At 31.4% G+C, this 26,390-nt stretch carries 24 protein-coding genes and 3 tRNA genes; 17 read left to right on the top strand and 10 right to left on the bottom strand.

Features of this window, described 5'->3' with window-relative positions; translation table 11 throughout:
* Nucleotides 1-128 precede the first annotated feature (128 nt).
* Both gyrA and C8C88_RS00320 read left to right on the top strand, forming a co-directional pair.
* Nucleotides 129-2,747 (top strand): DNA gyrase subunit A, encoded by a 2,619-nt coding sequence (gyrA, locus tag C8C88_RS00325; protein ID WP_121336235.1) that lies wholly within the window; start codon nucleotides 129-131, stop codon nucleotides 2,745-2,747.
* A 43-nt stretch (nucleotides 2,748-2,790) separates the two neighbouring features.
* A complete protein-coding gene (locus C8C88_RS00320) occupies nucleotides 2,791-4,059 on the top strand; it encodes a tetratricopeptide repeat protein (RefSeq protein ID WP_121338510.1) in 1,269 nt (422 codons plus the stop codon).
* 49 nt (nucleotides 4,060-4,108) lie between these two features.
* Here C8C88_RS00320 and C8C88_RS00315 read toward each other — a convergent pair whose 3' ends face one another.
* Nucleotides 4,109-4,870 carry a C40 family peptidase gene (locus tag C8C88_RS00315; RefSeq protein ID WP_121336234.1) on the bottom strand — a complete coding sequence of 254 codons (762 nt, stop codon included), beginning with the start codon at nucleotides 4,868-4,870 and terminating at the stop codon, nucleotides 4,109-4,111.
* Nucleotides 4,871-4,907: 37 nt separating this feature from the next.
* Nucleotides 4,908-6,086, bottom strand: a complete 1,179-nt coding sequence (locus tag C8C88_RS00310; protein WP_121336233.1) for an acetyl-CoA C-acyltransferase — start codon at nucleotides 6,084-6,086, stop codon at nucleotides 4,908-4,910.
* Nucleotides 6,087-6,326: 240 nt separating this feature from the next.
* On the opposite strand from C8C88_RS00310, the gene C8C88_RS00305 reads away from it, so the two are divergent.
* From C8C88_RS00305 to C8C88_RS00250, 12 genes are all read left to right on the top strand, one after another.
* Nucleotides 6,327-6,410 (top strand) — tRNA-Ser (locus C8C88_RS00305).
* Between the two features lie 18 nt (nucleotides 6,411-6,428).
* A tRNA-Pro gene (locus tag C8C88_RS00300) sits at nucleotides 6,429-6,503 on the top strand.
* 24 nt (nucleotides 6,504-6,527) lie between these two features.
* Nucleotides 6,528-6,601: transfer RNA gene (locus tag C8C88_RS00295), tRNA-Arg, on the top strand.
* Nucleotides 6,602-6,823: 222 nt separating this feature from the next.
* The gene (locus C8C88_RS00290; RefSeq protein WP_121336232.1) at nucleotides 6,824-7,213 is read left to right on the top strand and encodes a hypothetical protein; all 390 of its coding nucleotides are present in this window, start codon (nucleotides 6,824-6,826) and stop codon (nucleotides 7,211-7,213) included.
* Between the two features lie 10 nt (nucleotides 7,214-7,223).
* Nucleotides 7,224-8,090: a DUF5777 family beta-barrel protein gene (locus tag C8C88_RS00285; protein WP_121336231.1), complete on the top strand. Its 867-nt coding sequence runs from the start codon at nucleotides 7,224-7,226 to the stop codon at nucleotides 8,088-8,090.
* A 15-nt stretch (nucleotides 8,091-8,105) separates the two neighbouring features.
* A complete protein-coding gene (locus tag C8C88_RS00280; protein WP_121336230.1) occupies nucleotides 8,106-8,447 on the top strand; it encodes a cytochrome c in 342 nt (113 codons plus the stop codon).
* An 11-nt stretch (nucleotides 8,448-8,458) separates the two neighbouring features.
* Complete coding sequence (locus tag C8C88_RS00275) at nucleotides 8,459-9,004, top strand: YceI family protein (RefSeq protein WP_121338509.1); 546 nt, start codon at nucleotides 8,459-8,461, stop codon at nucleotides 9,002-9,004.
* 196 nt (nucleotides 9,005-9,200) lie between these two features.
* The gene (locus C8C88_RS00270) at nucleotides 9,201-9,533 is read left to right on the top strand and encodes a helix-turn-helix transcriptional regulator (RefSeq protein WP_121336229.1); all 333 of its coding nucleotides are present in this window, start codon (nucleotides 9,201-9,203) and stop codon (nucleotides 9,531-9,533) included.
* A gap of 19 nt (nucleotides 9,534-9,552) precedes the next feature.
* Nucleotides 9,553-10,023, top strand: a complete 471-nt coding sequence (locus C8C88_RS00265; protein ID WP_121336228.1) for a DUF6428 family protein — start codon at nucleotides 9,553-9,555, stop codon at nucleotides 10,021-10,023.
* Between the two features lie 24 nt (nucleotides 10,024-10,047).
* Nucleotides 10,048-10,677, top strand: a complete 630-nt coding sequence (locus C8C88_RS00260; protein WP_199711368.1) for a low molecular weight phosphatase family protein — start codon at nucleotides 10,048-10,050, stop codon at nucleotides 10,675-10,677.
* Nucleotide 10,678: 1 nt separating this feature from the next.
* A complete protein-coding gene (arsB, locus tag C8C88_RS00255; protein ID WP_121336227.1) occupies nucleotides 10,679-11,743 on the top strand; it encodes an ACR3 family arsenite efflux transporter in 1,065 nt (354 codons plus the stop codon).
* A 66-nt stretch (nucleotides 11,744-11,809) separates the two neighbouring features.
* Nucleotides 11,810-12,472: a M15 family metallopeptidase gene (locus tag C8C88_RS00250; RefSeq protein ID WP_121336226.1), complete on the top strand. Its 663-nt coding sequence runs from the start codon at nucleotides 11,810-11,812 to the stop codon at nucleotides 12,470-12,472.
* Here C8C88_RS00250 and C8C88_RS00245 read toward each other — a convergent pair whose 3' ends face one another.
* The 8 genes from C8C88_RS00245 to tsaD form a co-directional block, all read right to left on the bottom strand.
* Nucleotides 12,473-13,039: a hypothetical protein gene (locus C8C88_RS00245; RefSeq protein ID WP_121336225.1), complete on the bottom strand. Its 567-nt coding sequence runs from the start codon at nucleotides 13,037-13,039 to the stop codon at nucleotides 12,473-12,475. It lies immediately after the preceding gene.
* A 3-nt stretch (nucleotides 13,040-13,042) separates the two neighbouring features.
* Entirely contained in the window at nucleotides 13,043-14,224 is a 1,182-nt protein-coding gene (locus C8C88_RS00240; RefSeq protein ID WP_121336224.1) for a class I SAM-dependent methyltransferase, read from the bottom strand.
* 2 nt (nucleotides 14,225-14,226) lie between these two features.
* Nucleotides 14,227-15,318, bottom strand: coding sequence for an AI-2E family transporter (locus tag C8C88_RS00235; protein ID WP_121336223.1), 1,092 nt, complete (start codon nucleotides 15,316-15,318; stop codon nucleotides 14,227-14,229).
* A 76-nt stretch (nucleotides 15,319-15,394) separates the two neighbouring features.
* Complete coding sequence (locus tag C8C88_RS00230) at nucleotides 15,395-16,345, bottom strand: zinc metalloprotease (protein WP_121336222.1); 951 nt, start codon at nucleotides 16,343-16,345, stop codon at nucleotides 15,395-15,397.
* A gap of 106 nt (nucleotides 16,346-16,451) precedes the next feature.
* Nucleotides 16,452-16,970 carry a TrmH family RNA methyltransferase gene (locus C8C88_RS00225; RefSeq protein ID WP_121338507.1) on the bottom strand — a complete coding sequence of 173 codons (519 nt, stop codon included), beginning with the start codon at nucleotides 16,968-16,970 and terminating at the stop codon, nucleotides 16,452-16,454.
* A 9-nt stretch (nucleotides 16,971-16,979) separates the two neighbouring features.
* Nucleotides 16,980-17,618, bottom strand: coding sequence for a DUF4159 domain-containing protein (locus C8C88_RS00220; RefSeq protein WP_121336221.1), 639 nt, complete (start codon nucleotides 17,616-17,618; stop codon nucleotides 16,980-16,982).
* Nucleotides 17,619-17,638: 20 nt separating this feature from the next.
* Nucleotides 17,639-18,346 (bottom strand): 16S rRNA (uracil(1498)-N(3))-methyltransferase, encoded by a 708-nt coding sequence (locus C8C88_RS00215; RefSeq protein ID WP_121336220.1) that lies wholly within the window; start codon nucleotides 18,344-18,346, stop codon nucleotides 17,639-17,641.
* Between the two features lie 3 nt (nucleotides 18,347-18,349).
* The gene (tsaD, locus tag C8C88_RS00210) at nucleotides 18,350-19,372 is read right to left on the bottom strand and encodes a tRNA (adenosine(37)-N6)-threonylcarbamoyltransferase complex transferase subunit TsaD (RefSeq protein WP_121336219.1); all 1,023 of its coding nucleotides are present in this window, start codon (nucleotides 19,370-19,372) and stop codon (nucleotides 18,350-18,352) included.
* Nucleotides 19,373-19,624: 252 nt separating this feature from the next.
* On the opposite strand from tsaD, the gene C8C88_RS00205 reads away from it, so the two are divergent.
* The 3 genes from C8C88_RS00205 (at nucleotide 19,625) to gap (ending at nucleotide 26,326) form a co-directional block, all read left to right on the top strand.
* The gene (locus C8C88_RS00205) at nucleotides 19,625-24,001 is read left to right on the top strand and encodes a translocation/assembly module TamB domain-containing protein (protein WP_121338506.1); all 4,377 of its coding nucleotides are present in this window, start codon (nucleotides 19,625-19,627) and stop codon (nucleotides 23,999-24,001) included.
* Between the two features lie 235 nt (nucleotides 24,002-24,236).
* Entirely contained in the window at nucleotides 24,237-25,223 is a 987-nt protein-coding gene (gene pfkA, locus C8C88_RS00200) for a 6-phosphofructokinase (RefSeq protein WP_121336218.1), read from the top strand.
* A 98-nt stretch (nucleotides 25,224-25,321) separates the two neighbouring features.
* Entirely contained in the window at nucleotides 25,322-26,326 is a 1,005-nt protein-coding gene (gap, locus tag C8C88_RS00195; protein WP_121336217.1) for a type I glyceraldehyde-3-phosphate dehydrogenase, read from the top strand.
* The last annotated feature ends 64 nt before the right edge of the window (nucleotides 26,327-26,390 follow it).

The raw sequence follows: 26,390 nt of genomic DNA, 5'->3' as shown, positions 1-26,390 counted from the left end.
CAACTAAAAGCGAAGATAATTTTGTTAATAAATCGTTTAAATAAGTATGTCAAAACAGGTGCCAAAATTTGAAAAATCCGTATATTGGCACGTTTTGAAACTAATATAATTTTTTAATATAACAACTTATGTCTGAAGGAGAAAAGTTAATTCCTATTAACATAGAAGATGAAATGAAATCAGCTTACATCGATTATTCGATGTCAGTAATTGTATCAAGAGCGCTTCCAGATGTTAGAGATGGCTTGAAACCAGTACATCGAAGAGTACTATACGGGATGTATGATTTAGGAGTAACTTCAAAATCTGCCCATAAAAAATCTGCAAGAATTGTCGGAGAAGTTTTAGGTAAGTATCACCCACACGGAGATACATCAGTTTATGATGCTATGGTGCGTATGGCACAAGAATGGAGTTTACGTTATTTATTGGTAGACGGACAAGGTAACTTTGGTTCTGTTGATGGAGATAGTCCAGCAGCAATGCGTTATACTGAAGCTAGAATGCGTAAGATTTCGGAAGAAATAATGGCAGACATTGAAAAAGAAACGGTTGATTTTCAGTTGAATTTTGACGATACGTTATATGAGCCAAAAGTAATGCCTACAAGAGTTCCTACCTTATTAATTAATGGTGCAACAGGAATAGCGGTGGGTATGGCTACAAATATGCCTCCTCATAACCTTACGGAGGTTATCAATGGTACATTAGCTTATATAGATAATAATGAAATTGAGATTGATGAATTAATCACTCATATAAAAGCACCAGATTTTCCAACAGGTGGGATTATTTACGGATACGAAGGTGTTCGTGAAGCATTCAAAACAGGTCGTGGTCGTATAGTAATGCGTGCTAAAGTTGGTTTTGAAGAAGTTGATGGTAGAGAATGTATTATTGTTACTGAAATTCCTTATCAAGTTAACAAAGCAGATATGATTAAACGTACTGCTGATTTAGTTAATGATAAGAAAATAGATGGAATAGCAAACATTCGTGATGAGTCTGATAGAAACGGTATGCGTATCGTTTACATCTTGAAACGTGATGCTACACCTAATGTTGTTTTAAACACACTTTACAAGTTTACACAATTACAATCTTCTTTTAGTGTAAATAATATTGCATTAGTGAAAGGACGTCCTCAAATGCTGAATCTGAAAGATATGATTCACTATTTTGTTGAACACCGTCATGATGTGGTTATTCGTAGAACAAGATTCGAATTAAGAAAAGCCGAAGAAAGAGCACATATTTTAGAAGGATTAATTATTGCTTCAGATAATATTGATGAAGTAATAGCTCTAATTAAAGCTTCGAAAAACACAGAAGAAGCTAGAGAAAAATTGATTGAAAGATTTAAATTATCTGATATTCAAGCTCGTGCTATAGTTGAAATGCGTTTGCGTCAATTAACAGGTCTTGAACAAGATAAGTTAAGAGCGGAGTACGATGAAATTATGAAGTTAATTGAGCATTTAAGAGCTTTATTAGCAGATGTTAATTTAAGAACAGCTTTGATTAAAGAAGAACTTGCTGAAATTCGTGATAAATATGGAGATGAGCGTCGTTCATTGATTGAATATTCTGGAGGTGATGTGAGCATTGAAGATTTAATTGCTGATGAAAATGTGGTAATTACAATATCACACGCGGGTTATATTAAGAGAACAAACTTGTCTGAATATAAAACTCAAAATAGAGGAGGAGTTGGTCAAAAAAGTGCAGGAACAAGAGATCAAGATTTCTTAGAGCATATGTTTGTGGCTACAAACCACCAATATATGATGTTCTTTACTCAAAAAGGAAAATGTTTCTGGATGCGTGTGTATGAAATCCCAGAAGGAAGTAAAACTGCAAAAGGAAGAGCAATTCAGAATCTTGTAAACATTGAAAGCGATGATAAAGTAAAAGCATTCATTTGTACTCAAGATCTTAAAGACAAGGATTATATTAACAGTCATAATTTAGTTATGGTAACTAAAAAAGGACAGGTTAAGAAAACATCTTTAGAGAAATACTCTAAACCTCGTGTTAATGGAGTTGCTGCAATTACTATTAAAGAAGGAGATGAACTATTAGAAGCAAAATTAACTAATGGGGAAAGCCAAATTATCTTAGCAGTAAAATCAGGTAAATTAGTTCGTTTTGAAGAAACTAAAACCCGTCCAATGGGAAGAACTGCTTCTGGAGTTCGTGGAATTACTTTAAAAGACGATACGGATGAAGTAATTGGTATGGTTACTGTAAACGATATGAACAGTGAAATTCTTGTAGTTGCAGAAAACGGATATGGAAAACGTTCAAGCCTTGACGAATACAGAATTACAAATCGTGGTGGTAAAGGAGTTAAGACTTTAAATATTACTGAAAAAACAGGAAAACTAATTTCTATTAACGCAGTTACTGATGCAGATGATTTAATGATTATCAACAAATCTGGATTGACTATTAGAATGGCAGTTGAAGACTTAAGAGTTATGGGTAGAGCTACTCAAGGAGTAAAACTAATCAACATAAAAGGAAATGATTCTATTGCTGCAGTTACTAAAGTTATGAAAGACGATGTCGCTGAAGTAGTAGTTGATGAGGATGGAAATGTTATCGAATCAGAAGCTATCGAAAGAGTAAAACCAGTACTTGAAGTACTTGAAGATGATGGAGTAGTTGAAGACGAGGATGAGGATGATGAAGTTCTTGAAGATGAGGATTCTGAAGAGGAAGATGATTCTGATGATGAAGCATAAATTTTTAATACAATTAATCAATAATAAATTTAAAGTGAACACCATGAAAAGTAAATATGTAATGCTAGCGTCAGCGATGTTGATCTCAGTAGCTACTTTTGCTCAAAAAGATCAAATCAAAGCAGCTGAAAAAGCATTTAAAGGAGGTAATTCTCAAGAAGCAGTAACAATTCTTCAAGGAGCAGAGTCAGTGATGGCTAATGCAACAGATGCTGAAAAAGCACAGTTTTTCTTTGTACAAGGAAATTCTTTGTTGGATTTAGCGAATAAAAAAGTTGATACTGACAAAAATCTTTCGCTTGCAGCAAAATCATTTCAAGATTTAATTGCAGTTGAAAAAGCTTCTGAAAAATTAAAATATTCTACTCAGGCAGCTACTTCAGTTGCAGAGATAAAATATAAATTAATCAATAATGCAATAGAAGATTCTAAAGTTGATAAACATGCTGAAAGTGCAAAAAAATTGTATGATGCTTATTTATTGGATAAAAAAGACACTATAAATTTATATTACGCAGCTTCAACTTATGTGAATGCAAAAGAGTATACCACTGCATTTAAATTATATGATGAGTTGAAAAACCTTAATTATTCAGGTAAAGGGGTTTTATATATGGCTGTAAATAAAATGTCAGGTGAAGAGAATTCTTATGCAACTGCACAAGAAAGAGATAGATATGTAAAAATTGGGACTCACGAAAAACCTAGAACCGAAGTAATTCCTTCAAAAAGAGGAGAGATTTATAAAAATATGGCTTTAATTTTGGTTGAACAAGGAAAAACCGAAGAAGCTAAAAAATCAATCTCTGATGCTAGAAAAGCAAATCCAGATGATACTTCATTGACTTTGACAGAAGCTAATTTGTATTTAGAAACTAAAGACTTTGATACCTATAAAAAATTAATTGCTGAAGTTTTGGAAAAAAGTCCAAATGATCCAGATTTAGTTTTTAATTTAGGAGTATTGAGCTATAATGCAAAAAATAATGCAGATGCCGAAAAATACTATTTGAGAGCAATCCAAATCAAACCAGACTACGTTAATGCATATCTTAATCTAGCAATTCTTAAATTAGATGCGGACAAAAAACTTTTTGATGAGATTCAAAAATTAGGAAACTCTGAAAAAGACAACAAACGTTATGAGGTTCTTAAAAAACAAAGAGAAGTTGTTTTTAAAGATGCATTGCCATTTTTAGAAAAAGCAACAGAATTAGATCCTGCTAATAAAGAAGTGAAATCTACTTTGTTAAGCGTTTATAGAGCTTTAGAAATGACTGATAAAGCAAAAGAATTGAAAGCAAAAATGTAATTTCAATCTTAAGCTAAAAAAACCTGTTTTGATTCAAAACAGGTTTTTTTTATATAATTTTTTTAATAACTCGAAGCTTGTGGGTGTGTTTATTTATATCTCCATTATAAATTCCTAAATGATCAAGTCTATCTATACGAACTTTACCGCTGGCATGAATGATATAGTTGTTTTCCATGATGATACCTACGTGTATGATATTCCCTTCTTCGTTGTCAAAAAAAGCTAAATCACCAGGCTCGCTTTCTTCAATAAAACTCAATGCTTCTCCTTGTTTTGCTTGTTGAGAAGCATCTCTAAGTAGTTTGTAACCATTTAGTTTGTAAACCATTTGGGTAAAACCTGAACAATCAATTCCGAAAGGTGTTTTTCCTCCCCATAAATAAGGAGCATTCAGATACATAAAAGCGGAATTAATAATAGCGCTTTTGCTCTTTACACCACTAATTTTTGTTCCTTCAAAGTCAAAGCTAGCGGTATTTATATCATTATAATTTAAAAATGATAAAGAGGCTGCTAGCGGAATAGGTAATAATAAATTGTTTGGCCCTGTTATGTATTCTATCAAATCAGCATTTAAAATAATAGCATCTTGTGATAGCTGTTTGTAATTTGCTTCAGAAATTAATTGATATTGTTTCGAATCCACCCAGCCTTCATAGTCGTCATATTGCATTTTGATTCGAGACCATTGATTGAATTTTTCTAAAATTTCAAAATGTTCGCCAAACAAAACTTGAGATACAATTTCGCTTTTGTCACTGGGTTCAAATCTCAGAGGTATTATGGCTAGATTACAAATTCCAAACATTTAGGTTTATTTAGTAGTTAAGAGCTTAACGTATTAATTATGCTTTTTCAATGATAATTGCTGAAGCTCCACCGCCACCATTACAAATAGCAGCAGCTCCAATTTTGGCATTATTTTGTTCCAAAACATTTAGTAATGTCACGATGATTCTAACTCCAGAGCATCCTAATGGATGACCTAAAGAAACAGCTCCTCCATTTACATTTACTTTATCATTGTCTAATTTAAGGATTTTTGCATTGGCTAATCCAACAACAGCAAAAGCTTCGTTAAATTCAAAATAATTTACGTCTTCAATAGAAAGATTCGCTTTTTTCAAAGCCAATGGTATAGCAAGCGCAGGGCTTGTTGTGAACCATTTAGGTTCTTGAGCAGCATCAGCATATGATTTTATATACGCTAATGGTTTTAAGCCAAGTGCAATTGCTTTTTCTTCGCTCATTAGAACAACTGCTGCCGCTCCATCATTGATTGTTGAAGCATTTGCTGCTGTTACTGTTCCTTCTTTTGTAAATACAGGATTTAAAGAAGGGATTTTATCTAGATTTACATTCGTAAATTCTTCGTCTTTTGAAATTATGATTGGATCTCCTTTTCTTTGTGGGACAGGTACAGGAATGATTTCGTTATTGAATTTCCCAGATTCCCATGCTTTTGAAGAACGTTGATAGGATTGAATTGCGAACTGATCTTGTTCTTCTCTTGATATATTGTATTCAGATGCACATAAGTCAGCACAAACTCCCATAGCGCTATTATCATAGGCATCGGTAAGTCCGTCTTTCTGCATGCCGTCAATCATTGTTCCAGGTCCAAATTTAACGCCATTTCTCAGGTGCATGTAATGAGGGATTAAACTCATGTTTTCCATACCGCCAGCAACAACAATCTCAGCATCACCACACATGATTGCTTGCGCTCCAAACATCACTGCTTTCATTCCTGAGGCGCATACTTTATTAACAGTAGTACAGGCAACATTATTAGGAAGGCCAGCAAATAAAGCGGCTTGTCTTGCAGGAGCTTGTCCTACACCAGCTTGAACAACATTCCCCATAAAGACTTCATTAACTAAGTTTGGATCTAACTGTATTTTCTCCAAAGCACCTTTTATAGCTATTGCACCTAATTTTGGAGCGGTAACAGTAGATAATCCTCCCATAAAACTTCCGATAGGTGTTCTAACGGCAGAAACAATAACGACTCTTTTGTTCATGATTTATATAATCTTAGTTTATGAAGCAAATTTAATCTTTTTTATACAAATTCAAATTTTGATTTAAGTATTATATTTTTTCATTAATTAGTTGTTTTTTCTTTAGCGCTATAGGCTTGATAGTGAAGTGTTTTTATAAAAATGTCAAAAAACATTTAAAAAAAGCTTAAAAATAGTTGTAATTAATACAATGATGTGTTACATTTGCAACCGCAAAATAGGACACGTTTCTTTGAGCTTGGAGGGGTGCCAGAGTGGTAATGGAGCAGTTTGCTAAACTGTCATCGAGTAATCGATGCCAGGGTTCGAGTCCCTGTCCCTCCGCTTAATAATTTTGTACTTCGGGGTGTAGCGTAGCTCGGTTATCGCGCCTGCTTTGGGAGCAGGAGGCCGCAGGTTCGAATCCTGCCACCCCGACTAGATTTTTTTTACACGAGCAATGGAGGCATAGCTCAGCTGGATAGAGCACCTGCCTTCTAAGCAGGCGGTCGAAGGTTCGAATCCTTCTGCCTTCACTTAAAAACCCACTGATATCAGTGGGTTTTTTGTTTTTATATGCTTTTTTACTTTTAAAAAGCCTAATATATTAAAGTAGTATTAGTAATATAAATACTGTTTTGAAAACATATAAATTTTAAGCTTCAGTTTCGTGAGAATTTTTAAGCTCTTTTTAAGCTCTTAAAAAATTCAATTGATATTTAGATGTATATATTTGTTTGAAATTATTCATTAGTATTATGTCTAGAAAAATAAAAATTATTATTTCAATTATTGTTCTCCTATCTGTTGCAATAATTGGGTATAATTATGTTTTACATGGTGGAGAAAGAAATTTGACTACAGAAACAACTGATTTCACCATTACCTCAGAAAAAATAACTTCTGAGTTTTCCAAAAACATTCAAAAGTCAAATAAAAAATACCTTGAAAAAGCAGTTGCAATATCCGGTACAATTACTAATGTTAATGGTTTAGAGGTTATTGTGGATAATTCAATTATTTGCTATTTAAAAAATCCTGATTCTTCCGCAAAAAAAGGTGAAATTATTACCATAAAAGGAAGAGTTGTTGGGTATGATGACTTAATGGAAGAGTTAAAATTAGATCAATGTTTTATAATTAATTAAATAAAAGTAAATGAAAAACTTTCTAGGTTTTGTATTTGTGTTTTTTATTGTTGGAAATGTCTTTGCGCAAGATGATTTATTAAATCAATTAGACACAATTAAGTCTAATGAAAAACAAGTAGAAACAGCTTCTTTTAAAGGGTTGCAAATTTGTAATATGCAATCGACTAAGTTGCCTGCAAAAGGCGAATGGTATATGGTTGTTTCCCATAGATTTGGTGATTTGACTAATGGGTTGACTAATTTTTTTGGCTTTGATAATGCTTTAACAAAAATTGGAGGAATTTATGGAGTCACAAATTGGTTGTCATTAGGAGCTTCTAGGCAAACTTATAACAAAACGTATGAAATGACGGCTAAATATAAATTAGCTAATCAAGAAGAAAATGGCTTTCCAGTAACTATTGTTGGTTATAATACTATGGATATCAATAGTGCATTAAAAAAAGATGCTTCTACGCCTGGATTGAAATTTAGTAATAGGTTAGCTTATACTACTCAAATATTAATTTCAAGAAAAATTTCAAAAAAATTATCAGTAGAACTTGCTCCGATTTATGTTCATAAAAATTTGTATGATGGAATTTTAGATCAAAAAGATTTATTGCTTGTTGGTGCTGGAGCAAGATATAAATTAACTAAAAGATTGAGTGCAAATCTTGAATATGCAGCGAGAGCAAACTTACCAGAAGGATTTGTTTCTACATACCACAATCCTCTTTCTGTAGGGCTTGATATAGAAACTGGAGGACACGTTTTTCAATTAGTAGTGTCTAACAGTCAGCCTATGAATGATGTGGCTGTTTTTTCGAATGCTACAGGGAAATGGAACGGAGGAAGTTTGTATTTTGGATTTAATATGTATAGAGTTTTTTAAAATAAAAAGATAATTATGAAAAAAGTAAATATATTTTTGATGTTTTTTAGTGTTTTATTTATGGTTTCTTGTGAATCAAATTCAACCCAAGATATTTCAGTTGTAGTAGCAAATCCTACGTATGTTTCTAATATAGGGCCTATATTTAATACAAAATGTGCAGGTTGTCACTCTTCAAATGGTCAAAATCCAGCATTGAATAATTACGAAAATGTTAAATCGGCTTATATTAATGGTAAGGTGTTGTGTAAAATTGAGGGATCTTGTGGTTCTATAATGCCTCCAGGAGCTAAATTGCCACAAGCAACAATCGATATGATTAAAGCATGGGCTGTAAATGGTTATGTAAATCAATAAAATATACTGAAATGAAAAAAATAATTATAGTTAGTTTCTGTTTTTTTATAGTAAATGTTATTTTTTCTCAAAAAATGATGACTCGTTCTGGAGAAATAAAATTTGAAGCTTCAATGCCTGCTTTTGAGGAAATAGCGGCCAAAAACAATACAGTTTCATGTATTCTAGATGAGTCAAACGGTGATTTTGTTGCTTTGGCATTAGTGAAAGCATTTAAATTTAAAGCACCCTTGATGGAAGAGCATTTTAATGAAAATTATCTTGAATCATCCGTTTTTCCTAAGTCAACTTTTAAAGGAAAAATTATTGGGTTTGATTCTTCAAAGTTGTCTTCGAAAAAAAATATATATGATTTAGAGGGTGATTTGACATTGCACGGAGTCACTAAAAAGATTAAAGCCAAAATGGTGATCTTTATAAATTCGGACAAAGTGATTGTTTCAAGTGATATTATCGTAAAGCCTCAAGATTACAATATTGAAATACCTAATCTCGTTAAAAATAAGATTGCCGAGAATGTCAAAGTATCAATTAACTTTGTGCTTCAACAAAAATAAAAACATTCTGATTTTGTATAAAAAAGGGTTTTGATTTGTATCAGAATCCTTTTTTTATTTAAGTAATGTGTTCTTTTTGAAGAAATAAATATTCAATTTATATTCAGAGGAGTACCATTAAATAATTGTTAAATATCAAAAAATCCTTTTTTATTTTTCACTTATATCGTAATATTGCAATATAAATATATTTATTATGGGAATAACTAAATCAGATTGCTTTACTGAACAACAAAATGAGTTGTCGGTACTTACAAAAGCACTAGGTCATCCGGCTAGAATTGCCATTATTGAATATTTATTAAAAGTTGATAGTTGTATTTGTGGAGACATTGTAAACGAATTGCCATTAGCCCAACCAACAGTCTCTCAGCATTTAAAGGAACTTAAAAATGCGGGTTTGATAAAAGGGAATATTGAGGGTACAAGTATTTGTTATTGTATTAATGAAACTGGTTTTGAAAAAATAAAAAGCTTTTTTCAGCTTGTTTCAAATCATTTGGAGAAAAATAAAAAGGAATGTTGTTAAATTTTAAATTGTAGAAATCATGAAATTATCTCAAGTAAAAAACATTTTAGCTACGGCAGAAACAGTTAATTTTCAATTACCTGATGGCACTTTTGTACCAGAGCATTTTCACGTAACGGAAGTTGGTTTAATTACTAAAAACTTTATAGATTGTGGGGGAGTTGTTCGAAAAGAAACGGTTGTGAATTTTCAATTATGGAATGCTAATGATTTTGAACACCGTTTAAAACCGCAAAAATTAAATAATATAATTGCACTATCTGAAAAGGTTTTGGGGATTGAGGACTTTGAAATAGAAGTAGAATATCAAGGAGAAACCATTGGTAAATACGATTTGGATTTTAATGGAAAGGATTTTGTTTTGGTAAACAAGCAAACTACATGTTTAGCTCAGGATCAGTGTGGGATTCCTCAAGAAAAGCCAAAAGTAAAATTATCAGATATAAATAAAGCAACTAGTTGTTGTGGTCCAAACAGTAGCTGTTGTTAATTTATTAAACTTTAAAACTCAAAAATGTCAATTAAAACAATCGTATTCAAGGAAATAGAAAATGAAATTCGTGTTCTTAATTTTGAAAATATTTCAGAAGAACGTAAAAACATACTTCAGCCTCTTATTGATTTTATTCAAGATAAAGTGTCTAATGAACAAGAAGTTAGGCTTAATTTAATTTGTACTCATAATTCTAGACGTAGTCATTTGTCACAAGTATGGGCGCAAACAATTGCTGCTTATTTTGACATTAAAAATGTTTTTTGTTATTCAGGAGGAACGGAAGCGACTGCTTTATTTCCTGTTGTAGCAGAGACATTGAAACAATCAGGATTTAAAATTAAAACTATTGCCGAAGGAAATAATCCGATTTACTCCATAAAATATAGTGATAATGAACATCCTATTATTGGATTTTCAAAAACGTATGACGATGCATTTAATCCGCAAAGTGAATTTGCAGCCATAATGACTTGCTCGCAAGCGGATGGTGGTTGTCCATTTATTTCTGGGGCTGAAAAGCGTATTCCAATAACTTTTGACGACCCCAAAGCATTTGATAATACTCCTCAACAAGCAGAAAAATACAAAGAGCGTAGTTTACAAATTGCTACTGAAATGGTTTATGTTTTCTCACAAATAAAAAAATAATATGTCAGCAATTAATTGTACTCCTGTATTAGAAAGGAAAAAATTAAGTTTTTTAGATCAGTATCTTACCCTTTGGATTTTTCTTGCTATGGCAATAGGAGTTTCAACAGGGTATTTTATTCCTTCTAGTAGCAATTTTATTAATTCGTTTTCGAGTGGAACTACTAATATTCCGTTAGCGATAGGATTGATTTTGATGATGTATCCGCCTTTAGCGAAAGTTAATTACTCTAAGATGGGAGAGGTATTCAAAAATACAAAAGTACTTTTTGCGTCTTTAGTTCTCAATTGGATTGTAGGGCCAATATTGATGTTTTTTTTAGCATTATTTTTTCTCAATGGATATCCAGAGTATATGATTGGGGTAATATTAATAGGCTTAGCACGTTGCATTGCCATGGTTGTAGTTTGGAATGATTTAGCAGGAGGAAATAGAGAATATGCGGCAGGATTAATTGCGTTAAATAGTATTTTTCAAGTATTGTTATACAGTGTCTATGCGTATGTTTTTATAACTATTTTGCCTACTTATTTTGGGTATACTGGTTTTGAAGTTGCTATTAGTATTGGACAAATTGCTGAGAGTGTTGGCATATATTTGGGGATTCCTTTTGCTCTAGGTTTTATAAGTCGGTATGTATTAATAAAGTTAAAAGGGGAGGAGTGGTTTCAAACTAAATATGTACCTGTAATTTCTCCTATTACTTTAATTGCTTTGTTATTTACTATCGTTTTAATGTTTAGTCTAAAAGGAGAATTAATTGTTCAAATTCCTATGGACGTAGCACGAATTGCTTTGCCGCTAGTGATTTATTTTGCTATTATGTTTGTCATTAGCTTTTTTATAGGTAAAAATTTTGGAGCAGATTATTCTAAGTCTACAGCAATTGCATTTACAGCAACAGGAAATAATTTTGAATTAGCAATAGCCGTTGCAATAGGTGTTTTTGGAATTAATAGTGGGCAAGCTTTTGCGGGTGTGATTGGACCATTAGTTGAAGTTCCTGCATTAATTGCATTAGTAAATCTTGCATTTTGGTTCCGAAATAAGTATTATAAAGAATAAAAAGTTTTAAAAACGGAAGACCTATAAAATCAGTATAATTGTTATAATTTTATAAAAAATCTGTTTATGACTTTATTCTTAAAACCATCCCTTGTTTTAATAGCTCTTTTTTGGATTGTTTCTTGTAAATCACAAAATGGTATCTTAACTGCTGAAATTGAAAACAGCAGCATTATTAGTGATACTACTTTTGTTAATTTGAATTCATATAGTCAAGACTTTGTTTATGACATGAAGTATGCTTCGGAGGATAATTTTTTGAAATCAAAAGTATATGACTGTGCCGAATGTTTTTTGCGTTTAAAAACGGTCAAAGCACTTATAGAAGCAAATAAAGTATTTGTTAAAAAAGGTTTTAGAATCAAAATCTTTGATTGTTACAGACCTTTAGCTATTCAAAAAAGAATGTGGGAAATAGTTTCTAATCCTAAATATGTTGCGGATCCAGCCAAAGGTTCCATACATAATAGAGGTGGTGCTGTTGATATCACTCTTGTTTATAGCAGCACAGGCAAAGAATTGGACATGGGAACTCCTTTCGACTTTTTTGGAGAAGAAGCGAGTCATAATTATCAAAATATTTCTGATGAGGTTAAAAACAACAGAAAGCTATTAAAGAAAATAATGATCAAAAAAGGATTCAATTCTTTTGATTCAGAATGGTGGCATTATAACTTGAAATCAGCCCTAAACGATAAGGTTTCAAACACTAAATGGAATTGCGAATAATTATTCGATGCAATGCAGGTTGTTTATAAAATAAGTTTCAGGCTCGTAAATTTCATTATTTAGTTCTGATTTAAATTGTTTTTTAAGAACATAATCCTCAGTATCGGTAAGGTATTTTATTCTCATCATTGATACAGGCGAACTTTTTAAATCCTCAAAACTATCTTTCATAAACATAAAAGAACCTATCATTATTCTATTATCAAAACCTTTATCATCCCGCAACAATGTACCACAATCTTCTTGCTCTATATGAAGTAAAGTGATCACTTTACCATTGTTTAGTTGGAGAAAGAGTTTAGAATTTTTATCAAAACAGTTTGCTTTTAGGAATGATTTACTTTTTTGGATTAATTGAACATTTAAGGTAGGTAATCCATCTATCACTGCTATTGAAAAGAAAATGTAGCTAGAAGTTTCTGCGAAATTTTTTTCGCAAATCATATATTCTTTTGTTGATTTATAAGTACCAATAGAATCAGTTACATTAGCGCTAAATTCACATGGAGTTTGGGCAAATACAGTTACGCTTAAAAGAAAAAAAGAGATGGATAATAGATGTTTCATTGATTATTTTATTTTCGTGCAAATTAAAACTATTTTATTATTATTTACATCAGTTGTAAAAAAACAATAGATATTTCCTCCATCTTTTATTTTCCATTTTTTTCTGATGACTTCAACTGAATCTGGAAAATTTCGGATTGTAATGTTTGCTTTTTTATTTTCTAGAAGCATTTTCATTTCCGTTTTATTGTATGAAATTGAATTTTGGATTTCAAAAATTCTACCTGGAAAAGCCACTAAATTTTCTGAAGTATATAAATGCGAATGCCTATGAAGTTTGTTTATGGAATATAAATTACTTACTTCATCAAATCCACCTGATTTCATTATGGCATTATTAGCTTCATATAAATATTTCTGTGGCAAACTGTAAGAAGGAACTCTCTGTTCTTGATTTAAAACAAAATCAAAACTTTCTGTTTTATCCTTTAAAATATTAATAGTTTTAATTGTTATTTCGCCAGAATAGTCTTTATGTAATTCCCATAAAAGTTCTTTTACTTCATTATCTAAAGCTACAATATGAATGTTTTTTACGTTTTTCAATTCAGACAAACCTGCCGAAATATCTAGCAAAGGAGCTGTTTTTATTAAAATAGCATTTGAGTTTTTAAAATAAAAATCAAGATTTTCGGGCACATTTGGCAAACAGTCTTTGAGCATAAAGACTTTTCCTTTGGCATCATTCCGTCTCGAAGGATCAATATAAATCCAATCCCATTTTTGGTTTAATGAAGATAATGTTGTTAAACTATCTCCTTTATAGCAGGAACAGTTTTTTACCTCTAATTGTTCAAAATTATGCTTAACTAAATCTGATAATTCTAGATTGATTTCGCAATGCGCAATGGTATTAATTCTTTTTGAAAAATAATAATCATCCACTCCAAAACCTCCTGTTAAATCAATTAAACTATCACCTGAAACGAGCGTTGATTTATATAAAGCTGTTTTTTCTGATGAGGTTTGTTCTATAGAAATTTTACTTGGGTAAATAATATCTTTAGTTGCAAACCATGTTGGAAGTTTATCCTTAGCTTTAGTTTTAGCTTCAATTTGATTTAAAATAGAAATCCAATCCACATTTGGGAAAGGATTTTTTTGCAATGCTAATTTCGTGATTTTTACATCAATATTGGCATTAATAAATTCTTGAATATTGGGATTTAGAAGTGTTAAATCCAAAATTAAATATTTTTAGTTAATAACTGAATAACAACGTTTTCAGGGAAAAATTCCTTTCCAATTACTTTAAATATGGTGTATAAAGGAACTGCGATTACCATACCTAAAATACCAAAAAGAAAACCAGCAATAAGAATTACCAGAAAAATTTCTAATGGATGTGAACTAACACTTTTGGAAAAAATTATGGGCTGAGAAATGTTGTTGTCTAAAATTTGTACAATCCAAAATCCAATTAATACATAAATTGTAGCGGGTAAAATATCCGTTTGAAAATCATTTCCTAAGTGACTTAACATTGTTAAAGCTGCTGCCAAAAGAGAAGCAATCAATGGACCTATGTATGGAATGATATTTAAGACGGCACATAAAAAAGCGATAATAATAGCATTTGGAATGTCAAAAATAATTAGAACAACCAGATATAAAATAAAAACAATAAACAGTTGAATTAGCAGACCAATAAAATAACGCGATAGTAAATGATTAATTTTTTCTAAAGAATTTAAAATTTGTTCTTCGTGACTGTCTGGAATTAATTTTTTGGCACTAATGATGAAATACAATCTATCTTTTAAAAAGAAAAAAGTAATAAATAGAACAGAAGCTAGACCCATTCCAAAACTGCTTATAGTACCAAGAATTACATTTAAAAAATCAGTTACGATTCCAAAATTTATTTTAGATGTAATATTAGCCTCCTTTAATACTTTGGAGGAATCGATATGATGACTTTCTAAAAAAGCGGCTATTTGATTGATTAATTGCAAACTGTTTTTTTCTATTTCAACAGTGTTTAACAAGGATAAATTCTGTCCTTGACTTAGGATTAAAGGGACGAACATGGTTATTAGTCCAGCGATAATTAAAATAAAAATTAAAAGAGTTGTAATTGTAGCGAAAGTATGGTTGAATCGTAATCTTTTTTTGAAGAAATCTAAAATTGGATTTCCTATAAGTGTTAGGATTAACGCAATTACTAAGTAAATTAAGACGGATTGTATTTGATATAAAAAATAAAGAATCAAAGCAGTCAAAATCAAATAAGCAATAGCTCTTAGAATTCCATTTGCAATAACTTTTGATGTAATCATTTATTTTTTTTTTAGGATATAAAGATAAAAAAAACTCGCTAACAAGTAGCGAGTTTAAAAAATCTAAAAAAAAAAATTATATTCCAAAACCTGCTCTTGCGCCACCGGCAACAAACAGAGCAGACATTCTAGCTTTTTGACCATTCGTGAACATATACATACCTCTGTCATCCGTATAATCCATGTAGTTCATTGTCATTTCGTTATGTGCAGGTAAACAAGTACTTACATATGGATAGACAGGTACTCCAAAGTTAGATGTTTTATGAACTGGTGTATCTGCAACTAAATCATCTCCGCAAGAAGCATCACCCCATATGTGTCTAAGATTCATCCAGTGACCCACTTCATGACTAGCAGTTCTTCCTAAGTTGTATGGATAACTAGCAGCACTTGATAAACCAAAATATTTAGAATCAATTACAACTCCATCAGTAGCAGCGCTTCCTCCAGGAAATTGTGCATAACCTAATATTCCACCACCTATTGTACAGGCCCAGATGTTAAGATTTGTCGCAGGTGATGTTGGGTCTAATCCACCTTGTTTTGTTTTTTTCATAGCATCTCTGGTTCCCCAAGATGATTTTGTAGTTGCTTTTCGGTTTATTTTTACTAACTCAAAAGTAATCCCAACATTTGCTGCAACTCCAGAAAATTCAGCAGGTGTACTACTAAAATCAGCATTTGTAGCGGTGTAATCTTGGTTTAGCACATCAATTTGAGATTGTATTTGTGCGTCAGAAATATTTTCGGCGGCTGTTCTATAGAGAACATTTACGACAACAGGAATTATTACTTTCCCGTTTACTAATCTTCCCGTTAGAATTGCTTTTTGGGAAAAAGCTTCTATTTCATTCATTCGTAAGGCTAAGGTTGGATCCGCTTTTAATTGTGCTTCTAAGACATCTTGGGCAGCACAATTCCGTTTTGTTATAGCACTAGTTTCTGTATTTGCAGCTCCTGATTCGTCGTTTTGACACGAGAAAAGCATTGATGCAACAACGGCGATTAAAACAATTTTTTTCATAATAATTGGGGGTTTGTTATAAATAAATGATTTTTATTAATAGTATTACAATTTTATAACAATTTATTTGATAAAAAAAATATTTGATAAAAAAATATGAAAAAGATTACTTTTTATTGGATGCGATTTTTAAAGATGTGATTTCGTATAACGCAATACTTACGGCTTGTACCACATTCATGCTGCTGTTTTCTCCAAACATATTAATATGTACAATTTGGTTTGAAATGTTTAAAATGCCATCACTTATTCCGTTTATTTCACTTCCAATCACTAAAGCAATTTTCTTTAAATCAGGAATGACTACTTCTTTAAGGGGCTTGCTATTGCTAGTTATTTCTAATGCAATTACTTCGAGGTCTTCAGTCAATAAATAATCAATTAAATCAGTAGTTTCTTCAATGACTGTGTAAGGAATATGTAAATGCGTGCTTCGGGAAGTTTTATTTATTTTTCTAGGATTTAGAGGAATATCTTTTCCTGTAAAAATTATTTTTTCAACCCCAAATGCTTCACTAATTCTGAAAATTGAACCAATATTTTGTTGGAAATAAATGTGATCACATACCAAAATTATTGGAAATGTTTTCTTTTCAAAAGGGAGTTCTTCGTGTATTAGTTGCACTGACATCTATTAATTTGTAAAGATATAATTCATAATATTTGCACCCATTTTTAATGCTTTTTCTCGAACATCAATGGGGTCATTGTGAACTTCAGGATCTTCCCAACCATCTCCTAAATCACATTCATAAGTATAGAGAAGAACTAATCGTGAATTTATAAATATCCCAAAAGCTTGAGGACGTTTTCCATCGTGCTCATGTATTTTTGGTAATCCAGCAGGGAAGAGGAATGGTTTTTGAAAAATGGGGTGATTAGCGGGGATTTCAACCAAATCATTTTCCGGGAATATTTTCTTTATTTCTTTTCTAATGTATTGATTTAATCCGTAATTATCATCAATATGCAGAAATCCACCAGCGCGCATATAATTCCGCAAATTAGTCACATCAGAATCGCTAAAAACAACATTTCCGTGCCCAGTCATATGAATATATGGATACGAAAATAAATCAGGATTGCTGGGTTCTACTATAGCGGGTTTGGCCTTTATTTTGGTATTAATTGTGGCGTTGCAATACTTTATCAAATTAGACAATGAAGTTGGATTTGCATACCAATCTCCACCACCCTTATATTTTACCAAAGCTATTTCTTGCGAGTAACAATTGATACAAATAAAAAAAAACAAGAAAGATATTTTTCTCATAATTTATAGGAATAAAATATTTAATTCTCATTAAAAAAAACAACACTGTGGCAAGCTACAATTGCTGCTGTTTCGGTGCGTAATCTTGTATTTCCTAATGACACAGGGTTGTAATTATTATCTAAGGCTAGAGCAATTTCTTTTTCAGAAAAATCACCTTCAGGACCTATTAGTAAAGTTACATTTTCATTTGTTTTCAAAACAGATTTGAGTGTTTTTTTATCTGTTTCTTCACAATGAGCAATTAATTGCGCTCCTTCATTTTTACGTTTGATAAATTCTTTAAAAGAAATGGCTTCATTCAGTTTTGGTAAATACAATTCATTAGATTGTTTCATTGCTGACAGAATGATTTTGTCAAATCGTTCGTTGTTGGTTACTTTTCTTTCGGAGCGATCACATATAATCGGGGTTATTTCCTGAATGCCAATTTCGGTAGCTTTTTCTAAAAACCATTCGTAACGATCATTCATTTTAGTAGGAGCAACAGCAAGATGTAAGTGAAATTTTGGTGCTTCCTTTTTTTCGAAAGAAAGAATTTTAACGGTGCATTTGCTATCTGAAGCTAAAGTAATTTCTGTTTTAAAAAGAAAACCTAAACCATTAGTAACGTATAGTATATCACCATCTTTCTTACGTAATACTTTAATGATATGTTTGCTCTCCTCTTTATCAAATGAAAAGTCTTCAGTAAGTTCGTTTATTTTTGGATTGTAAAATAATTGCATAGATTAGAATTGAATTCGTGCTTTAGAAACGACTGATGAAGCTTCGAAATTTTGATGTAAAAATTTTTGATAACCTACAATTCCAATCATTGCAGCATTATCGGTAGTATATTCAAATTTAGGGATAAAGGTTTTCCAACCGTATTTTTTCTCTGTTTCTTTTAATGTGTTTCGAATGCCAGAATTAGCAGAAACACCACCGCCAATAGCTATTTGTTTTATACCAGTTTCTTTTACGGCTAGTTTTAGCTTATCCATTAAAATCTCAATGATTGTATGCTGTATAGAAGCGCAGATATCGTTTAGATTTTCTTCAATAAAATCGGGATTTTCTATTTTTTTCTTTTGGATGAAATATAAAATAGCTGTTTTTAATCCAGAAAAACTAAAGTCCATTCCTGGAACTTTTGGTTTTGTAAAAGCAAAAGCTTTTGGGTTACCCAATTGGGCATATTTATCAACTAATGGACCACCAGGATAAGGAAGACCTAATATTTTTGCACTTTTGTCAAAAGCTTCGCCAACGGCATCATCTGTAGTTTCTCCGATAATTGTCATTTCAAAAAAACCATCCACTTTTACGATTTGCGTATGTCCACCGCTTATGGTCAATGCTAAAAAAGGAAAAGTAGGTTTGTCAAATCCTTCTTCGTCAATAAAATGAGCTAAAATGTGCGCATGCATATGATTTACAGCTACTAATGGGATTTGTAAAGCTAAAGCTAATGATTTTGCAAAGGAACTACCAACAAGAAGTGATCCCATAAGTCCTGGTCCTTGCGTAAAAGCAATTGCTGACAATTGTTCTTTTTGTATATTTGCTTTTTGAAGTGCAGCATCAATAACTGGAACAATATTTTGTTGATGTGCTCTGGATGCTAATTCAGGAACTACACCGCCGTATTGATTGTGAATTAGCTGATTAGCGACAACATTAGATAATACTTTATCGTTATGTAAAACTGCTGCTGCGGTATCGTCACAAGAACTTTCGATGGCAAGAATAAAAACCTCTGGATTTTGCATATAAAGGCACAAATTTTGAATTATATTTGACAATCTGTTTGAAAAAATTGCAGGAGCCAAAATTAAAGAATTTTTATTTAAAGAATTGCTGTTTCGATAGCCAAATTAGATTTTCGAAAAATTAAAATAAAAGGTATCAAAAAAATTAGAAAAATACTATTTCGCTCTCTACTTGGATTTATCCTACTTTTGTTAGTATTGGGAATTACCTTGACATTGCCAGCTGTGCAAACAAGGATTGCCCAGTATTTCATGAAAACTATCAATAAAGATTATGGGGTTAATATTTCAATAGATGGAGTAGCCATATCTTCTTTTGGAGGTGTTAAGTTCAAAAAGGTATTAATTCTGGATCATCATAAAGACACTTTGATTTATTGCAATAGAATTAAAACTAGTTTTCTGGATAGCAAAAGAGTATTGGATGGAGATTTGATTTTTAAAGAATTAAGGTTAGACGGATTGCTTTTTAACTTAAAAACTTATAAAAACGAAAAGGAAACTAATTTAGATCGATTTATTAGGGCTTTTGATACAGGTAAAAAAACTTCAGGCAAACACTTTTTACTTACAGCTAAGGAAGCCTATATTACTAAAGGTCATTTTCTACTTACGGATGAAAATCGTGCGGTGCCTAAAGATGTTGATTTTACAAAACTAAACACTCATATTTCAGATTTTAAACTTTTTGGTCCAGATGTTAATACGAACATTAAAACCATGTCGTTTTTAGATCATCGTGGAATTTACGTGACTAATTTAAGTTCCGTATTCAGCTATACAAAAAAACAAATCAAACTTGATAATTTAGATTTAACTACTAAAGAATCTAAGGTTAAGGGAACGGTTACGCTTAATTATAAAATTGAAGATTTCGCAGATTTCAACAACAAGGTGAAATTTGATGTCAAATTAAAACCTTCTATTTTAGCTTCAAATGACATTCGAGGTTTTTATAAAGAGTTAGGTAAAAACCAACTTTTTTATATCAGATCTAAAATCAAGGGAACTTTAAACGATCTGAAATTTACTAAATTAAGAGTTGTAGATTCTCGAAACACCCAATTAATAGGCGAAATAAGGTTTAAGAATCTCTTTCCTAAAAAAGAACAGAAATTCTACATGAATGGAAAATTTGATAAACTTACTTCCAGTTATGACAATCTCGTTGCGTTATTGCCTAATGTATTGGGTAAACGATTACCAATTAGATTAAAAAAGCTAGGAACTGTAAATTTGATTGGAAATTCCCAAATTACTACAACTGCAATTACAGCTAGTTTCAAGATGACTTCAGCTTTAGGTAAAGTAGAATCAGATTTGGTAATGGAAAATATTAATTTCATTGACAATGCTACTTATTTAGGAAATGTGGTATTGGGGAATTTTGATATTGGAACTTTTCTTGAAAATAAAGATTTAGGCAAAGTAACTTTGAATCTAGATGTTGATGGGAAAGGGTTTTCTGAAAAGTACCTCAATACTGCCATAAAAGGTGATTTGAGTCAAATAGATTATAAAAACTATACCTATCATAATGTTATTTTGAATGGGAACTTCAAGTTACCACTTTATAAAGGTCAAATCTCAGTAAGCGACCCTAATTTGAATATGACTTTTGATGGTTTAGTTGATTTGAGTAAAAAAGATAGCCGATTTGATTTCCATATTAATGTTGAAAATGCCGATTTGCACAAGTTGAAATTTGTTAAAGATACTACTTCACTATTAAAAGGAGATGTTGTAGTGCAAGCATCTGGAAATACGATTGAAAATTTGCAAGGAGCTGTTTTTATTAAAAAAACTACCTATCAAAATTCAAAATCAACCTATGTTTTTGATGACTTTGCTGTAAATTCAAATTTTGATGCAAATCGAGTACGTACAATAAACGTAAACTCTCCAGATATTGTTGAAGGGCAAATAATAGGTAAATTTCAATTTAATCAGTTGAATAAATTACTCCGAAATTCTTTAGGGAGTCTTTATACAAATTTCAAACCTCATAAAGTCAATAAGGGACAATTCTTAAAGTTTGATTTTACCATCTACAGTAAAATTATTGAGATTTTGTATCCTGAAATTTCCATTGGTTCCAATACCGTTTTAAAAGGGAATTTGAATTCTGATACAAATGAATTTAAATTGAATTTTAATTCACCTAAAATTGTTGCTTCAAAAAACACATTTGATAATATAAGAGTTTCTATTGATAATAAAAATCCGCTTTATAACGCTTATATTGAGCTGGATAGTATAAAAACAAAATATTATAAAATTCGAGATTTTAGTTTGATTAATGTCACAATGAAAGACACTTTGTACTTTCGTACGGAGTTCAAAGGAGGAGAAAAAGGAGAAGATTATTACAATTTAAACTTATACCACACAATTAATAAAGACAATAATAATGTTGTAGGAATCAGTAAGTCCGAGGTTAAATTTAAAGATTATTTGTGGTTTTTGAATGAAAAAGAAACGCCAAATAATCAACTTGTTTTTGATAAAGCATTTAAAAATTTCACCATTGATGATATTTTATTGTCTCATGAAAATCAATTAATCGAACTTAAAGGAGTTATAAAAGACAGTACCTATAAAGACTTGAAATTAAGTTTCAAAGATGTTGATTTAAATAAAATTACTCCTGAAAACAACAAGTTCATTTTTAAAGGAAATATTAATGGGGATGTCAATTTTAAACAAAACAAAGCAGTTTTCCAACCCACAGCAGCGCTGGTAATTGATCATTTAAATTTGAACAATACGGATTTAGGTACTTTAGATTTTGATATTCAAGGCGATGAAAATTTGAGAAAATTTACCATGAATTCTTCTCTTGAGAATGAAAACATGGAATCATTCAATGCTAATGGAAGTTTTGAAATTGTTGATAAAGAGACAATTCTTGATTTAAAACTAAAATTAGACAAATTTAATTTAGCAACTTTAGGACCTATAGGAGGTGATGTAATATCGAATATTAGGGGTTTTGCCTCAGGAAATTCAACCATAGAAGGAAAACTTTCTAAACCGGATATTAATGGTCGATTGTATGTTGATGGCGCTGGCATTGGGATTCCTTATCTTAATGTGGATTATCAGTTAAATGATAGAACTATTGTTGATTTAACAGACGAAAAATTCTTGTTTAGAAACAATTTGCTTACAGATACAAAGTATGGTACAAAAGGAACTTTGAATGGAAGTGTAGAGCACAAAAACTTTTCGGATTGGAAATTAGATTTAGCAATTAGTTCTAAAAAATTATTGGCATTGGATACAAAAGATAGTGAAGATGCTGCTTACTTTGGAACTGCTTTTATTAACGGAACCGCAACTATAAAAGGCCCAACAGGTTCTTTATTTATTAAAGTTGATGCAAAATCGGAAAAAGGTACTTCCGTAAAAATCCCTATTAATTATGCGGAAAGTGTTAGTGATAATAGCTTCATACATTTTTTGACAGCTAAAGAAAAATACAATATAAAAAATAGAATTGTTGATAAAACTAGGAATTATAATGGACTTGAACTGGAGTTCGATTTTGATATTACACCAGATGCAGAGGTTGAAGTTATTTTAGATCGTAATACAGGTCACGGAATGAAAGGAAAAGGATTTGGGTCTCTTTTGTTCAAAATAAATACCTTAGGTAAATTTAATATGTGGGGTGACTTCCAGGCCTATGAAGGAACTTATAACTTCAAATATGGTGGACTTATAGACAAAAGATTTGCAGTTAAAAAAGGAGGTTCAATTTCATGGGAAGGAAATCCGATGAGAGCACAATTGAATCTTGAGGCGGTTTATAAAACTACCGCTAATCCTGCTGTTTTATTAGAAAATTCATCGTTCAACACAAAAGTTCCAGTTGAGGTTATTATTGGGGTAAGAGGAGATTTGATGAGTCCTGATCCAGATTTTAATATTGATTTTCCAACAGTAAGTAATGTCTTAAAATCCGAAATACAATACAAGTTAACAGATAAAGATGTTAGGCAAACTCAGGCTTTGTATTTATTGTCATCAGGAGGATTTTTGAGTCCTGAAGGAGTTAACAGATCTGATTTTTTATCAGGAAGTTTATTTGAGACGGCTACCAGTTTACTTGGAGGGTTTATAAAATCAGATAATGATAAATTTCAAGTTGGAATTAATGTTATTGGGGCAGATAAGAGGTTAGGAAGAGAAACTGACGGGCGTTTTGTGGCTACAATTTCATCCAAAATAAATGAGCGAATTACTATAAATGGAAAAGTAGGGGTTCCTTTTGGTGGAATTAATGAATCGGCAATTGTTGGGGATCTTGAAGTTTTGTACCGAGTTAATGAAGACGGGACTATGAATTTACGTCTTTTTAACAAAGAAAATGATATTAACTACATCGGACAGGGAATAGGATATACACAAGGAGCTGGTATTTCTTATGAAGTAGATTTTGATACATTTAAAGAACTTGTGAATAAAATATTCAAAAAACACAAAATAGAAAGAGTTATAAGTCCAGAATATATCGATCAAGATTCGGCAATTTCGCCAGATTATATTAATTTTTATAATACGAAAAAATCAAAAAAAGATAGTCCCAAAAACAACAAAGAGGCCGTTATTCCAGAAGAGGATTAAGTAATTTTTTAAAAAGACCCAAATCGTAATATGTCGGTTTTTTTAAGACTAAAATTACTATTTATCAAAATATAACTAAATAATTGTTTTTTATTAAATAAAACGTATTTTTTTTTGTTTTTTTGAAAACTTATCAACGAAAACGTTTGAATTTAATGCGTTTTTCTAATTTATTAAAAACATAGCTTTGTAAGTGCGGGATGTTTGCTAAATTTACACTTTTAATACATAAATAATGTCAAATACAATAAAAAAAATAGGAGTACTAACATCAGGTGGAGATTCACCAGGAATGAATGCTGCTATACGATCAGTTGTTCGAACATGTGCTTTTCACAATATAGGATGTGTAGGGATTTATAGAGGTTATCAAGGAATGATTGAAGGAGACTTCAAAGAAATGGGGCCTCGCAGCGTAAATAATATTATTAATAAAGGAGGAACTATTCTAAAATCAGCACGTTCTGCAGATTTCAGAACTCCAGAAGGAAGAAAAATTGCGCACCAAAATTTAGTTAATGCAGGAATTGATGCATTAGTAGTTATTGGTGGAGACGGAAGTTTTACAGGAGCGTTGTTATTCAATAGCGAATATGATTTCCCAGTAATTGGTATACCAGGAACAATCGATAATGATATTTATGGAACTAGTCATACTTTAGGATATGATACAGCCCTTAATACAGTTGTTGAAGTTATAGATAAAATTAGAGATACAGCAAGCTCACATAATAGATTATTTTTAATCGAAGTTATGGGACGTGATGCTGGACATATCGCTTTAAATGCCGGAATTGGAGCAGGAGCTGAAGAAATTTTAATCCCAGAAGAAGATTTAGGTTTAGATAGATTACTAGATTCACTTAAGAAAAGTAAGGCAGCTGGAAAATCATCAAGTATAGTTGTTATTGCTGAAGGAGATAAAATAGGCAAGAGCGTATTTGAACTTAAAGATTATGTTGAATCTAATTTCCCAGAATATGATGTTAGAGTTTCGGTTCTAGGTCATATGCAAAGAGGAGGTTCTCCATCTTGTTTTGATAGAGTTTTAGCAAGCAGGTTAGGAGTTAAGGCTGTAGAATCTTTATTAGAAGGAAAGTCAAATTATATGGCTGGAATTATCAAAGATCAAATTACACTTACACCATTGGAACAAGCTATAAAAGGACACTCAGAAATAGATAGAGAATTATTGCGTGTTTCTGATATAATGTCAATTTAGAATACAGAATTTAATGTTTAAGGTTTGATTTTATGAGAACCTAAAACCATAAATATCGACTTAAATAAAAATTAAAATCAAATTAAAATCAAATTAAAATGTCAAAAGTAAAATTAGGAATAAACGGTTTCGGAAGAATTGGAAGAATTGTTTTTAGAGAGTCTTTCAATAGAGATAATGTAGAAGTTGTTGCTATCAATGATTTATTAGATGTTGATCACTTAGCTTACTTGTTAAAATACGATTCAGTTCACGGTCGTTTCAATGGAACAGTTGAAGTTAAAGAAGGTCAATTGTATATCAATGGAAAATTAATCCGTGTAACAGCAGAAAGAAATCCAGCTGATTTAAAATGGAATGAAGTTGACGTTGATGTTGTTGCTGAATGTACTGGTTTCTTTACTACTGTTGAAACTGCAAACGAGCACATCAAAGGTGGTGCTAAAAAAGTAATCATTTCTGCTCCATCTGCAGATGCACCAATGTTTGTTATGGGTGTTAACCATACTAAAGCTTTAGCTACTGATAAAGTTGTTTCTAACGCTTCTTGTACAACAAACTGTTTAGCTCCATTAGCTAAAGTAATTAATGATAATTTTGGAATTGTTGAAGGATTGATGACTACAGTTCACGCTACTACTTCTACTCAAATGACTTGTGATGGTCCATCTAGAAAAGATTGGAGAGGTGGTCGTGCTGCTTCATGCAACATTATCCCATCTTCTACAGGAGCTGCAAAAGCTGTAGGTCAAGTTATTCCTGAATTAAACGGAAAATTAACAGGTATGTCAATGCGTGTTCCTACTGTAGACGTATCAGTTGTTGATTTAACTGTGAAATTAGCTAAAGAAACTTCTTATGCTGAAATTATGGCTGCTTTGAAATTAGCTTCTGAAACTACAATGAAAGGTATCTTAGGATATACTGAAGATTTAGTTGTTTCTCAAGATTTCGTTTCTGATTCAAGAACTTCTATTGTTGATGCTAATGCAGGTATTGGTTTGAATTCTTCTTTCTTCAAAATCATCTCTTGGTATGATAATGAATATGGTTATTCAAGTAAATTGATTGACTTATCTGTACACATTGCAGGTTTAAAATAATTCACATAAATGCTTAAAATCCCGTTATTTTAACAATAACGGGATTTTATTATTTTATCTACAT

The organism is Flavobacterium sp. 123 (assembly GCF_003634825.1).
GTDB lineage: Bacteria > Bacteroidota > Bacteroidia > Flavobacteriales > Flavobacteriaceae > Flavobacterium.
This window is presented reverse-complemented; position numbering and strand designations above follow the sequence as displayed.